Origin of the sequence: Cellulomonas gilvus ATCC 13127, from assembly GCF_000218545.1 — a bacterium.
GTDB classification, from domain to species: domain Bacteria; phylum Actinomycetota; class Actinomycetes; order Actinomycetales; family Cellulomonadaceae; genus Cellulomonas; species Cellulomonas gilvus.
This window is the reverse complement of record NC_015671.1, coordinates 1,631,268-1,643,693: the sequence shown is the minus strand read 5'-3', so window position 1 is coordinate 1,643,693 and position 12,426 is coordinate 1,631,268. Positions and strand designations below refer to the sequence as shown.

General features: G+C 75.0%; 10 protein-coding genes. 9 read left to right on the top strand and 1 reads right to left on the bottom strand.

The window, feature by feature from the left end:
• Positions 1 to 61: 61 nt before the first annotated feature.
• A complete protein-coding gene (locus CELGI_RS07585; protein ID WP_013883538.1) occupies positions 62 to 3,508 on the top strand; it encodes a bifunctional proline dehydrogenase/L-glutamate gamma-semialdehyde dehydrogenase in 3,447 nt (1,148 codons plus the stop codon).
• Between the two features lie 15 nt (positions 3,509 to 3,523).
• Here CELGI_RS07585 and zapE read toward each other — a convergent pair whose 3' ends face one another.
• Positions 3,524 to 4,570: a cell division protein ZapE gene (gene zapE, locus CELGI_RS07580; RefSeq protein ID WP_041574149.1), complete on the bottom strand. Its 1,047-nt coding sequence runs from the start codon at positions 4,568 to 4,570 to the stop codon at positions 3,524 to 3,526.
• Between the two features lie 332 nt (positions 4,571 to 4,902).
• Between zapE and CELGI_RS07575 the strand changes: the two genes are divergently transcribed.
• The 8 genes from CELGI_RS07575 to CELGI_RS07545 are packed head-to-tail and all read left to right on the top strand — an operon-like array spanning position 4,903 to position 12,397.
• On the top strand, positions 4,903 to 6,564 hold the full coding sequence (locus tag CELGI_RS07575) for a nitrite/sulfite reductase (RefSeq protein ID WP_013883536.1): 1,662 nt from the start codon (positions 4,903 to 4,905) through the stop codon (positions 6,562 to 6,564).
• Positions 6,561 to 6,728 (top strand): hypothetical protein, encoded by a 168-nt coding sequence (locus tag CELGI_RS17340; protein WP_013883535.1) that lies wholly within the window; start codon positions 6,561 to 6,563, stop codon positions 6,726 to 6,728. The genes CELGI_RS07575 and CELGI_RS17340 overlap by 4 nt, the downstream gene beginning before the upstream one ends.
• Complete coding sequence (locus tag CELGI_RS07570; RefSeq protein WP_013883534.1) at positions 6,725 to 7,444, top strand: phosphoadenylyl-sulfate reductase; 720 nt, start codon at positions 6,725 to 6,727, stop codon at positions 7,442 to 7,444. Before CELGI_RS17340 ends, CELGI_RS07570 begins: the two co-directional genes overlap by 4 nt.
• The gene (gene cysD / locus CELGI_RS07565; protein WP_013883533.1) at positions 7,441 to 8,370 is read left to right on the top strand and encodes a sulfate adenylyltransferase subunit CysD; all 930 of its coding nucleotides are present in this window, start codon (positions 7,441 to 7,443) and stop codon (positions 8,368 to 8,370) included. The genes CELGI_RS07570 and cysD overlap by 4 nt, the downstream gene beginning before the upstream one ends.
• Positions 8,370 to 9,812 carry a sulfate adenylyltransferase subunit 1 gene (locus CELGI_RS07560; RefSeq protein ID WP_013883532.1) on the top strand — a complete coding sequence of 481 codons (1,443 nt, stop codon included), beginning with the start codon at positions 8,370 to 8,372 and terminating at the stop codon, positions 9,810 to 9,812. The genes cysD and CELGI_RS07560 overlap by 1 nt, the downstream gene beginning before the upstream one ends.
• On the top strand, positions 9,812 to 10,996 hold the full coding sequence (cobA, locus tag CELGI_RS07555; protein WP_013883531.1) for a uroporphyrinogen-III C-methyltransferase: 1,185 nt from the start codon (positions 9,812 to 9,814) through the stop codon (positions 10,994 to 10,996). The genes CELGI_RS07560 and cobA overlap by 1 nt, the downstream gene beginning before the upstream one ends.
• Positions 10,997 to 11,051: 55 nt before the next feature.
• A complete protein-coding gene (locus CELGI_RS07550; RefSeq protein WP_013883530.1) occupies positions 11,052 to 11,882 on the top strand; it encodes a dihydrofolate reductase family protein in 831 nt (276 codons plus the stop codon).
• Between the two features lie 29 nt (positions 11,883 to 11,911).
• A complete protein-coding gene (locus CELGI_RS07545; RefSeq protein WP_013883529.1) occupies positions 11,912 to 12,397 on the top strand; it encodes a hypothetical protein in 486 nt (161 codons plus the stop codon).
• Positions 12,398 to 12,426 lie beyond the last annotated feature (29 nt).

Genomic DNA, 12,426 nt, shown 5'->3' with positions numbered 1-12,426 from the left:
TACTGGGCCTGCCTGCACGCCGGCGACCCCGTGCGTGCCCGGGCCCACGAAGGAGCACACGATGCCGGACTCGCCCACGCCACCGCCCGCCTCGGCCACCGACCCGGGGCTCGCGCAGGAAGCCGTCGCGCTCGTGCGGCGCTGGTTGCAGGAGGCCGCGGCCCACCCCGTGGAGGGGTCCGCCGCACAGCTCGCCGCGCTGCTCAAGGACCCCGCGGGGCTGCCGTTCGTCGTCGGGTTCGTCGACGGCGTGGTGCGGCCGCAGGACGTGCACGTCGCCGCGCGGACGCTGCACGAGCTCGCGGGCCGCGCACCGGCGTTCCTGCCGGCCGGGCTGCGCGCGCTGCTGCGCGTCGGGGGTGCGCTCGCGCCCGTGCTCCCGCACGTCGTCGTGCCCGTGGCGCGGCGCGTGCTGCGGCACATGGTCGGCCACCTGGTGATCGACGCGAGCGACCGCCGGCTCGGGCCGGCCATCGCCCACATCCGGCGCGACGGCGTGCGGCTCAACGTGAACCTGCTCGGCGAGGCCGTGCTGGGCCGGCGCGAGGCCGCGCGTCGGCTCGCGGGCACCGAACGGCTGCTGCGGCGCGACGACGTCGACTACGTCTCCGTCAAGGTCTCGTCCGTGGTCGCACCGCACAACCCGTGGGCGTTCGACGAGGCGGTCGAGCACGTGGTCGAGCAGCTGGGCCCCCTGTTCCGCCTCGCGGCTGCGGCGCCGACCCCGGCGTTCGTGAACCTGGACATGGAGGAGTACAAGGACCTCGACCTCACGCTCACCGTCTTCATGCGCCTGCTCGACGCGCCTGACCTGCTGCACCTCGAGGCGGGGATCGTGCTGCAGGCCTACCTGCCCGACGCGCTCGACGCGATGCGCCGGCTCCAGGAGTGGGCCGCGGCTCGCCGTGCGCGCGGCGGCGCGGCGGTCAAGGTCCGTCTGGTCAAGGGCGCCAACCTGCCCATGGAGCACGTCGAGGCCGAGGTGCACGGTTGGCCGCTCGCGACGTGGCACGCCAAGGTCGAGTCCGACGCGCACTACAAGCGCGTGCTGGACTACGCGCTGCACCCGGCCCGCACCGCGAACGTGCGCCTGGGCGTGGCCGGGCACAACCTGTTCGACGTCGCCTACGCGTGGCTGCTGGCCGGCCGGCGCGGCGTCCGGGACGCCGTCGAGCTCGAGATGCTGCTGGGCATGGCGCCGGGCCAGGCGGAGGCGGTGCGCCGCGAGGTGGGTGGGCTGCTGCTCTACACGCCGGTGGTCGCACCGCGCGAGTTCGACGTCGCGATCGCCTACCTGATCCGGCGGCTCGAGGAGGGCGCGTCGAGCGACAACTTCATGTCGGCCGTGTTCGACCTCGCGACCGACGAGGGTCTGTTCGCCCGCGAGCGCGACCGCTTCCTGGCGTCGGTCGCCGCGCTCGACGACGAGGTGCCGACGCGCCACCGCGTCCCCGACCGGTACGCGGCCCTCGAGCACGCACCCGGTCCGGGTCGCTTCGTGAACACGCCCGACACCGACCCCGCGGTCGCCGAGAACCGTGCGCGTGCACGTGCGGTGCTCGCGCGCGTGCCGTCCTGCGACCTCGGGCAGGACCTGATCGACGCGGCCCACCTGCGCACGTCCGACGAGGTCGACGCGACCGTCGCCCGCACCCGTGCGGCGGCGCCGGCGTGGGCGGCGCTGCCGGCGGACGAGCGCGCCGCGGTGCTGCACCGCGCGGGTGAGGTGCTCGAGGAACGGCGCTTCGAGCTGCTCGAGGTCATGGCGGCCGAGACGGGCAAGACGCTCGACCAGGGCGACCCGGAGGTCTCGGAGGCGGTCGACTTCGCGCACTACTACGCCGAGCTGGCGCGTGAGCTGCCCGGCGTCGACGGTGCGCGGTTCGAGCCCGCGACGCTCACGCTCGTCACGCCGCCGTGGAACTTCCCGGTCGCGATCCCTGCGGGATCGACGCTCGCCGCGCTCGCCACGGGCTCGGCCGTGGTGCTCAAGCCCGCGGGTCAGGCGCAGCGCTGCGGTGCCGTCCTCGCGCAGGCGCTGTGGGACGCGGGCGTCCCGCGGGACGTGCTGGCCCTGGTCCAGGTGGAGGAGTCCACGCTCGGGCGCACGCTCGTCGCGCACCCGGGCGTCGACCGCGTGATCCTCACGGGCGCGTACGACACCGCGGCGCTGTTCCGCTCGTTCCGGCCCGACCTGCCGCTGCTGGCCGAGACCAGCGGCAAGAACGCGATCGTCGTGACCCCGAGCGCCGATCTGGACCTGGCCGTCAAGGACGTCGTGGCGTCCGCGTTCGGGCATGCGGGTCAGAAGTGCTCGGCCGCCTCGCTCGTGGTGCTCGTCGGGTCGGTCGCGACCTCGCGCCGGTTCCGCGACCAGCTGCTCGACGCCGCGTCGTCCCTCGTCGTGGCGTACCCGCACGACCCGCGCGCACAGGTCGGGCCCGTGATCGAGCCCGCGGCGGGCAAGCTGCTCGCGGGGCTCACCGAGCTCGACCCGGGCGAGTCGTGGGCGCTGCGGCCGCGCCGGCTCGACGACGAGGGGCGGCTGTGGACGCCCGGCGTGCGCGTGGGGGTGCGGCGCGGCGCACGCTCGCACCTGACCGAGTACTTCGGCCCCGTGCTCTCGGTCATGACGGCCACCGACCTGGCGGAGGCCGTGGCGATCACCGACGACGTCGACTACGGCCTGACCGCAGGTCTGCACTCGCTCGACCCGCAGGAGATCGCCGCATGGCTCGGCGCCGTGCAGGCGGGCAACCTGTACGTCAACCGCGGGACGACGGGAGCGATCGTGCGCCGTCAGCCGTTCGGCGGGTGGAAGCGCTCGGCGGTGGGTCCGGGCGCGAAGGCGGGCGGACCCGGCTACCTCGACGTGCTGGGCACGTGGCACCCGCGGCCCGCGCGCGAGGGCGCGGACGTCACCGACCCGCGCGTGCGTGCGCTCGTCGCGGCCGCGCGCGCGGACCTGACGACCGAGCAGGCCGAGACGGTCGAGCGCGGTGCCCGCAACGACGCGCTCGCGCTCGCCACGCGGTTCGCGCCGCGGGACGTGACGGGCCTGCGGGCCGAGCGCAACGTGCTGCGGCACCTGCCCTACGGCGCGCCCGTGCTCATCCGCGTCTCCGCGTCCGGCGAGCCCGCGGCACTGGTCCGGGTCGTGTGCGCCGCGACCGCAGCGGGTGCGCGCGCGGTCGTGTCCACCGCGGCCGCGTTGCCGGCTGCGGTCACGGCCGCGGTCGCGGACGCGGCGGCTGCGCTCGTCGTCGAGGACGAGGACGCATGGCTGGTCCGCGCCGGGGGCCTGGCCGGGGGGCGCGTGCGGCTGGTCGGCGCGAGCGCGCACACGCTCACGCCCGCGACGCACGGCCGGCCCGATCTCGCGGTGTGGGACCACGCGGCCACCGAGTCGGGCCGCGTCGAGCTCGCGCCGTTCCTGCTGGAGCAGGCCGTGAGCATCACGGCGCACCGCTTCGGCACGCCGAACCACCTGACCGACGACGTGCTGTGAGGTGAGTCGGGGCGCTCAGGGCACCAGTGCGGCCCCGTCGGACGCGAGCGCACCGAGGCGGGACAGCGCGCGGTAGTACTTCTTGCGGTACCCGCCCGCGAGCATCTCCGGCGAGAACAGCCCGTCGGTGCCCGCGCCGCCCAGCAGCACGGGCACGTCGCGGTCGTACAGCCGGTCCACGAGCACCACGAGCCGCAGCGCGACGTCCTGACGCGTGACCGCGTGCACCCCGGTGAGCCCCACCACGCGCACGCCGTCCAGCAGCGCGCCGTACTTGGAGGGGTGCACACGCTCGAGGTGCGTGAGCAGCGCGTCGAAGTCGTCGACCGTCGCGCCCGCACGTCCGGCGACGCTCGCGCGCACCACGTCGTCGGCCAGCCCGCCGTCGTGCCGCACCGAACGCTGCCGGTAGTCCTGGCCGTCGATCCGCAGAACCTCGAACCGCGCCGCGAGCGCCTGGATCTCGCGCAGGAAGTCCTCGGCCGCGAACCGGCCCTCGCCGAGCGACTCCGGGAGCGTGTTGGAGGTCGCCGCGAGCGCGACGCCGTGGTCCGCCAGCTCACGCAGCAGCCGGGACATCAGGACGGTGTCCCCCGGGTCGTCGAGCTCGAACTCGTCGATGCACACCAGCCGGAACGCGGACAGCGCCTGCACGGTCGCCCCGAAGCCGAGCGCACCCACCAGGTGCGTGTACTCGACGAACGTGCCGAACGCCGCCGTACCGCCGTGCGCCCGCACGCGGTGCGCGAGCGCCGCGAGCAGGTGCGTCTTGCCCACGCCGAACCCGCCGTCCAGGTACACCGCGGGGGCCGCCGTCCGGCGCCGGCGCCACCACCCGCGCGCCGCTCCGCTCGTCGCGACCTCGTCGGCCACCGCCCGCAGCCGGTCGACCGCCGCGGCCTGCGACGCGTGCGCCTCGTCGGGCACGTAGCTGTCGAACGTGGCGTCCGCGAAGTGTGCGGGCGGCACCAGCTCGGCCACGAGGCGCTCGGCGGGCACCACGGGGACGATGCCCGTGAGCCCGGGGGTGCCTGCGTCGGGAGCGGTGCGGGATCCGGTCACGAGGGTCGAGGATACGTCCACGGCTCGGTCCGAGCGGTGTCCACATGCCGTCACGTCCGTCTCACCATCCGAACCGGGACTCCCCGCACGGGCGAACGCGTGTGAGGCTCGGCGCGTGATCTCGTCCGGGTACCTGTGCGCGTGTCGGCCCTGTGCCGCCTCGGCCGCGCGTGCCCGCATGTGCATGTGCTGCTGTCTGCGGAGCAGCTGACCCCGCCCACGTCCCCCACCCCGGGCGCGCGGTCTGTGCCCGGAGGGATCACCAGCACGTCTGGGTGTCGCCCCCTGCCAGGTGCAGCCGTTCGCCGTGAACGTCCTGGAGGTAGCGCCACATGGCGCAGACCCGGATCGCCCCGCCCGCCGCCAAGCCCGAGGGCCAGTGGGCCTTCGACCCCGAGCGCACGCCCCTCAACGGCAACGAGCAGCTCAAGCAGGCCGACGACGGGCTCCACGTGCGCGAGCGCATCGAGACCGTCTACGCGCTGCAGGGCTTCGACTCGATCCCCGCCGACGACCTGCGCGGCCGCATGCGCTGGTGGGGCCTGTACACGCAGCGCAAGCCCGGCATCGACGGCGGCAAGACGGCCACGCTCGAGCCGCACGAGCTCGACGACTCCTACTTCATGCTCCGCGTCCGGTGCGACGGCGGCACGCTCACGCTGCGCCAGCTGCGCGTGGTGGCCGACATCTCGCGCGAGTTCGGGCGGGACACGGCCGACATCACCGACCGCCAGAACATCCAGCTGCACTGGATCCGGGTCGAGGACGTGCCCGAGATCTGGCGCCGCCTCGAGGACGTCGGCCTGACCACGCTCGAGGCGTGCGGCGACGTGCCGCGCGTGATCCTCGGCTCACCCGTCGCGGGCGTCGCGGCTGACGAGATCATCGACGGCACGCCCGCGATCGAGGAGATCCGGCGGCGGTACATCGGCGACCCGGCGTTCTCGAACCTCCCGCGCAAGTTCAAGACCGCGGTCTCGGGCTCGCCGCACCAGGACGTCGCGCACGAGATCAACGACGTCGCGTTCGTGGGCGTGGTGCACCCCGAGCTCGGGCCGGGGTTCGACCTGTGGGTCGGTGGTGCGCTGTCCACCAACCCCATGCTCGGCAAGCGCCTGGGCGCGTTCGTCACGCTCGAGCAGGTGCCCGACGTGTGGGTCGGCGTCGTGAGCATCTTCCGCGACTACGGCTACCGCCGGCTGCGCACGCGTGCCCGCCTGAAGTTCCTGCTGGCGGACTGGGGGCCCGACCTGTTCCGTGAGGTGCTCGAGCGCGAGTACCTCGGCTACGCGCTGAGCGACGGCCCCGCGCCTCCCCCGCCGCCCACGGGCCACCGCGACCACGTGGGCGTGCACCCGCAGAAGGACGGCCGGTTCTACGTGGGCGCCGCGCCGACGGTGGGCCGGGTCTCCGGCCCGCTGCTGGCGACGCTCGCCGACCTGGTCGAGGCCGCGGGCTCCGACCGCGTGCAGCTCACCACCGAGCAGAAGCTCGTGGTGCTCGACGTCGCCGCCGACCGCGTCGACGCGCTCGTCGCGGGCATCGAAGGCCTGGGCCTGCGGGTCCGCACCGCGTCGACGTTCCGGCGCGGCACCATCGCGTGCACGGGCATCGAGTTCTGCAAGCTCGCCATCGTCGAGACGAAGGCGCGCGCCACGGGCCTGGTCGACGAGCTCGAGCGACGCCTGCCGACGTTCGAGCAGCCGATCACGATCAACGTCAACGGCTGCCCCAACTCGTGCGCGCGCATCCAGACCGCCGACATCGGCCTCAAGGGCGCTCTCGCGCAGGGTGAGGAGGGCTACCAGGTGCACCTGGGCGGCGGGCTCGGCCTCACCAGCGGGCTCGGCAAGACGCTGCGCGGCCTGCGCGTGCCGTCCTCCGAGCTGCCCGACTACGTCGAGCGCGTGACGCGCCGGTTCGACGAGCAGCGCACCGAGGGCGAGCTGTTCGCGCAGTGGGTGCAGCGCGCGGCCGAGGAGGACCTGCGATGAGCGGCGAGCAGGGCGCGCAGCGCGCGGTGCCGTACTACTGCCCGTTCTGCGCGAGCGAGGATCTGTGGCCCGCGGGTGAGCACCACGGGCAGTGGGAGTGCCGCTCGTGCGCGCGCGGCTTCGCGCTGAGGTTCGTCGGACTGTCCCGGGAGGTCACCCCATGAGCGCGTCGACCGTCGCCGTCGCGGACCTGTCCCCCGACGAGCTGCGCGCGTTCGCCGAGCGTGCGGGCGCCGAGCTCGAGGGTGCGCACCCGCACGACGTCCTGGCCTGGGCGGGCCGCACGTTCGGCACCGACCTGGTGCTGGCCTCGTCCATGGGCGACGAGGTGCTCGTGCACATGGCCGCGCAGGCCGTTCCCGGCATCGAGGTGATCTTCCTCGACACGGGCTACCACTTCGCGGAGACGATCGGCACGCGCGACTACTACGCCGAGTTCACGGACATCCGCCTGCGCACGCTCCTGCCGCTGCGCACGGTCGCCGAGCAGGACGCCGAGCACGGCCCGCGCCTGCACGAGCGCGACCCGAACCTGTGCTGCGCGCTGCGCAAGGTCGAGCCGCTCGAGCGCGGCCTGGCGCCGTACCGCGCGTGGGTCACCGGCATGCGCCGCGAGGACGCACCCACGCGCACCGACATCGGCGTGGTCGGGTGGGACGCCAAGCGGGGCAAGGTCAAGATCAACCCGCTCGCGGCCTGGACGCAGGAGCAGCTCGACGCGTACGTCGCCGAGCACGGCGTCGTCCTCAACCCCCTGCGCCAGGAGGGGTACGCCTCGATCGGCTGCGCCCCCTGCACGCGTGCGGTCGCCCCGGGCGAGGACCCGCGGGCGGGCCGCTGGTCCGGCACCTCCAAGACGGAATGCGGTCTGCACACATGACGCTCACCACCCCGGGCGCGCGATCCGGCGCGCCCGCGTTCACCCAGCTGGACGCGCTCGAGTCCGAGGCGATCCACGTCATGCGCGAGGTCGCGGGCGAGTTCGAGCGCCCCGTGCTGCTGTTCAGCGGCGGCAAGGACTCGATCCTCATGCTGCACCTCGCGCGCAAGGCGTTCTGGCCCGCGTCGGTGCCGTTCGCGCTGCTGCACGTCGACACCGGGCACAACTTCCCCGAGGTGCTCGAGTACCGCGACGCCACGGTCGCCGAGCACGGGCTGCGGCTGGTCGTCGCGCACGTGCAGGACGCGATCGACGACGGGCGTGTGCACGAGCGGCCCGACGGCTCGCGCAACGCGCTGCAGACCGTGCCGCTGCTGGACGCGATCACGTCCCACCGGTTCGACGCGGTGTTCGGCGGCGGGCGCCGGGACGAGGAGAAGGCGCGCGCCAAGGAGCGCGTCTTCTCGCTGCGGGACGAGTTCGGGCAGTGGGACCCGCGCCGCCAGCGCCCCGAGCTGTGGGACCTGTACAACGGGCGCCACAAGCCGGGTGAGCACGTGCGCGTGTTCCCGCTGTCGAACTGGACCGAGCTCGACGTGTGGCGGTACATCGAGCGCGAGGGCATCCCCCTCCCCTCGATCTACTACGCGCACGAGCGCGAGGTCTTCGCACGCGACGGCATGTGGCTCGCCCCCGGGCAGTGGGGCGGGCCGCGGGCCGACGAACGGCTCGAGACTCGCACGGTGCGCTACCGCACGGTCGGGGACATGAGCTGCACGGGTGCGGTCGACTCGACCGCGACCACGGTCGCCGACGTCATCGCGGAGGTCGCCGCGAGCCGGCTGACCGAGCGCGGGGCGACGCGCGCCGACGACCGGGCCTCCGAGGCCGCCATGGAGGACCGTAAGCGCGAGGGCTACTTCTGATGAGCACGAGCACCAGCACCGCCGTCCCGACGAGCGAGGGCGCACGCGCGCACGCCGGCCGCGAGCTGCTGCGCCTGGCCACCGCCGGTTCGGTGGACGACGGCAAGAGCACGCTGATCGGGCGCCTGCTGTACGACACGAAGTCGGTCCTGGCGGACCAGCTCTCGGCCGTCGAGCGCGCGACCGCGGCACGCGGCGGCGCCGAGGCCGGTGAGGTGGACCTCGCGCTGCTCACCGACGGCCTGCGCGCCGAGCGCGAGCAGGGCATCACGATCGACGTCGCCTACCGCTACTTCTCGACCGCGCGGCGCGCGTTCGTGCTCGCGGACACACCCGGCCACGTGCAGTACACGCGCAACATGGTCACGGGCGCCTCGACCGCACAGCTCGCGATCGTGCTGGTCGACGCGCGCAAGGGCGTGCTCGAGCAGACGCGCCGCCACGCGACCGTCGCGGCGCTGCTGGGCGTGCCGCACGTGCTGCTCGCGGTGAACAAGATGGACCTCGTCGACTTCGACGAGGCGACGTTCCGGGCGATCGCGCACGAGTTCTCGTCGTACGCGGACGGCCTCGGCCTGCGCGACGTGCTCGCGGTGCCGGTCTCGGCGATCAGCGGGGACAACGTCGTGGAGCGCTCGGCGCGCACGCCCTGGTACGACGGCCCGACGGTGCTCGAGCACCTGGAGACCGTCCCCGTGGCCCCGGCCGACGCCTCCGACGAGCTGCGGCTGCCCGTCCAGGTGGTGATCCGGCCCCGCACCGCGGCCTTCCCGGACTACCGCGGGTACGCGGGCCGCATCGCGTCGGGGACCGTGCGCGTCGGTGACGCGGTGACGGTCCTGCCGTCGGGCAAGACGAGCGTCGTCGCGGCGATCGACACGTTCGACGGTCCGTTGGACCAGGCCTCCGCGGGTCGCTCGGTCACCGTGCGCCTGGCCGACGAGCTCGACATCTCGCGCGGCGACGTCCTGGTGCCCACGGGCTCGGTCGCGAGCGTCGGGCAGGACCTGGTGGGCACGGTGTGCTGGCTGTCCGAGCGCCGGTCGGTGCTCGGGGCCCGCCTGCTGGTCCGCATCGGCACGCGGACCGTGCGCGCGCTGCTGCGCGAGGTCGACGCCCGGCTCGACGTCGACTCGCAGAGCGTCGAGCTGCTGAGCGGCGTCGACACGCAGCACGCGGTGGACGCGACCGACACGTCGTCGGACGCCGCGCCCTCGGGGCTCGGTCTGAACGCGATCGGGCGCGTGCGCGTCCGGCTGGCCGAGCCCGCGCTGCTCGACGACTACGCCGCCCACCGCGGGACGGGTGCCTTCCTGCTGGTCGACCCGGCCGACGGCACCACGCTCGCGGCGGGCATGGTCGGACCGACGCTGCTCGACCGGCTGGCGCCCGCGCCCGCCGCGGACGACGACGCGGACTGGCTCGCCGGCGCGGGGATCTGATGCACGCGCTGTTCCTCGACGTCCGGGGTCGGCGCGTGCTGGTCGTCGGCGGCGGACCCGTCGCGGCCCGCCGCGCCGCTCGTCTCGTCGCGGACGGTGCGGACGTGCACGTGGTCGCGCCCGACGTGGGCGACGACCTCGCGGCGCTCGTCGAGAGCGGCGCGGTCCGCTGGGCCGCGCGCGGCTACGCGGCCGGGGACCTCGACGGCGCGTGGCTCGCGCACACCGCGACGGGCGTGCGCGCGGTCGACGACCGCGTCGCCGCGGACGCGGAGGCGGCGCACGTGTGGTGCGTGCGCGCCGACGACGCGGCGGCCTCGTCCGCCTGGACACCGGCGGTGGCCCGCGCGGGCGACGTCGCGGTGGCCGTGACCGCCGGGGGCGACCCGCGACGCTCGGCGACCCTCCGGGCCGCGATCGCGACGCTGCTCGAGACCGGCGCGCTGCCGCTGCGGCACCACCGCGCGCCCGCAGCCGGTCAGGTCACGCTCGTCGGGGGCGGGCCAGGCGACCCGGGCCTCATCACGACGCGCGGCCGACGCGCGCTCGCCGAGGCGGACGTCGTCGTGGTGGACCGCCTGGCCCCGCGTGCGCTGCTCGATGACCTGGACGAGGACGTCGTGGTGATCGAGGCCGGCAAGGGCCCGCACGCGCACACGCTGACCCAGGACGAGATCAACGCCGTGCTCGTCGAGCACGCGCTGGCGGGGCGGCGCGTCGTGCGGCTCAAGGGCGGCGACCCGTACGTGCTGGGCCGCGGCGGCGAGGAGGTCGCGGCGTGCGTCGCCGCGGGCGTCGCGGTCAGCGTCGTGCCCGGCGTGACCAGCGCGATCGCGGTGCCCGCCGCGGCCGGCATCCCCGTGACGCACCGGGGTGTGGCACGCCAGGTCACCATCCTGTCCGCGCACGACACCACACCCGACTGGCCGACGCTCGGGAGGCTCGAGGGCACGCTCGTGCTGCTCATGGGCGTCGGGCGCCTCGACGCGTACGCCGCCGAGCTCGTCGCGCACGGACGTGCGCCCGACACGCCCGTCGCGGTCGTCGAGAACGGGACGCTGCCGGAGCAGCGCACCACCACGGGCACGCTCGCGACGATCGCCGGCCTCGCCCGTGAGCGCGGCGTGGGCAACCCCGCGGTCGTCGTCGTGGGCGAGGTCGCGGCGCTGGCCGAGCCGTCCTGAGCCGTCGCCGCGGTGCGTCGTGCGCGCGCACGCGGCGCACCCTAGGTTGCGACGCATGACCCGTGCCCCCGTGCTCGACGTGCTGCTCCCCCACCCCGAGGTCCCGGGCCGCCCCGCGCGGCTCGCACCGCGGGACGACGAGGCGCAGCTCGTGGCGCTGCTCGACGAGTACAGCCCGCGGGCGGCCCCGCTGCGGGGCGCGGGGTCGGCGCGCGTGGTGCGCGCCAACATGATCGCGACGCTCGACGGCGCCGCCACGGGACCGGACCACGTCACCGGGTCGATCAACGGCGCCGCGGACCTGCGCGTGTTCCGGTCGCTGCGCGCCCTCGCCGACGTGGTGCTGGTGGGCGCCGGGACCGCGCGGCAGGAGCGCTACCGGGAGCTCGACCTGCCCGACGCGCTCGTGGAGACGCGACGCGCGCACGGCAGGCCCGCTCCGCTCGAGCTCGCCGTGGTCACACGGTCCGGCGACGTGCCCGAGGAGCTGCTGGAGGGCGACCGCCCGGCCGTCGTGGTGACCGCGGGCTCGTGCCCCCGGCTGCGCGCGCTCCAGGACCGTCTGCCGGCCGACCGGCTGGTCGTCGCGGGCGACGAGACCGTGGACCTGGCCGCGACGCTCGACGCGCTCGAGGCCCGCGGCCTGCCGAGCGTGCTCGCCGAGGGCGGGCCCGCGCTGCTGGGCGACCTGGTCACGGCGTCGCTGGTCGACGAGCTGTGCCTGACCTGGAGCCCGACGCTCGTCGGCGGACCGGCTCCGCGCATCGTCGCGGGCACGCCGTGGCTCACCCCGCCACGGACCGCACGCCTGGTGCACCTGCTGCACGCCGACGGCGTGCTGCTGGGCCGGTGGGACCTGCGCGCCGCAGCCGTCCTGGACGCGTGAGGCCAGGTCACCCCGGCTAGGCTCGCTGCGTGACCACCACGATCCTGGTCCTCATCGAGGACACGCTCGCCCCCGTCGACGTCCGGCACCTGCTCGAGCTGCACGAGGGCGAGGAGCTCACGTACCGCGTGCTCGTCCCGGCCGACACCGACCGGCCGCTCCTGCCGACGATCGTCGACAACCTGGGACTCGGTGAGCTCAAGGAGGCGCTCGACCGCCTGCGCGGCAAGGAGCCGACGGACACGCAGGCCCGGGCGACCGCGGCCGAGCAGCTCGCGGCCACGCTCGCCGAGTTCGCGGCGGTGGGCCGGGACGCGACGGGCGAGGTCGTCGCGGACGACCCCCTGCCGGCGCTGCGCGACGCGGTCGCGGCGGGTGACGTGCGCGAGGTCGCGATCGTCACGTACCCGCACGCGTGGGAGGACACGTTCCACCAGGACTGGGCCTCGCGTGCGCGCGACGTGCTCGACGTGCCCGTGCTGCACCTGTACTCGGGGACGTCCGAGCTCGGCTGAGCCTGACCGCGAAGGCCCGGCGCCTCGTC

Coding starts and splice junctions, on each gene's coding strand:
- CELGI_RS07585 (WP_013883538.1), top strand. CDS start 62: ATGCCGGACTCGCCCACGCCACCGCCCGCCTCGGCCACCGACCCGGGG.
- CELGI_RS07575 (WP_013883536.1), top strand. CDS start 4,903: ATGGCGCAGACCCGGATCGCCCCGCCCGCCGCCAAGCCCGAGGGCCAG.
- CELGI_RS17340 (WP_013883535.1), top strand. CDS start 6,561: ATGAGCGGCGAGCAGGGCGCGCAGCGCGCGGTGCCGTACTACTGCCCG.
- CELGI_RS07570 (WP_013883534.1), top strand. CDS start 6,725: ATGAGCGCGTCGACCGTCGCCGTCGCGGACCTGTCCCCCGACGAGCTG.
- cysD (WP_013883533.1), top strand. CDS start 7,441: ATGACGCTCACCACCCCGGGCGCGCGATCCGGCGCGCCCGCGTTCACC.
- CELGI_RS07560 (WP_013883532.1), top strand. CDS start 8,370: ATGAGCACGAGCACCAGCACCGCCGTCCCGACGAGCGAGGGCGCACGC.
- cobA (WP_013883531.1), top strand. CDS start 9,812: ATGCACGCGCTGTTCCTCGACGTCCGGGGTCGGCGCGTGCTGGTCGTC.
- CELGI_RS07550 (WP_013883530.1), top strand. CDS start 11,052: ATGACCCGTGCCCCCGTGCTCGACGTGCTGCTCCCCCACCCCGAGGTC.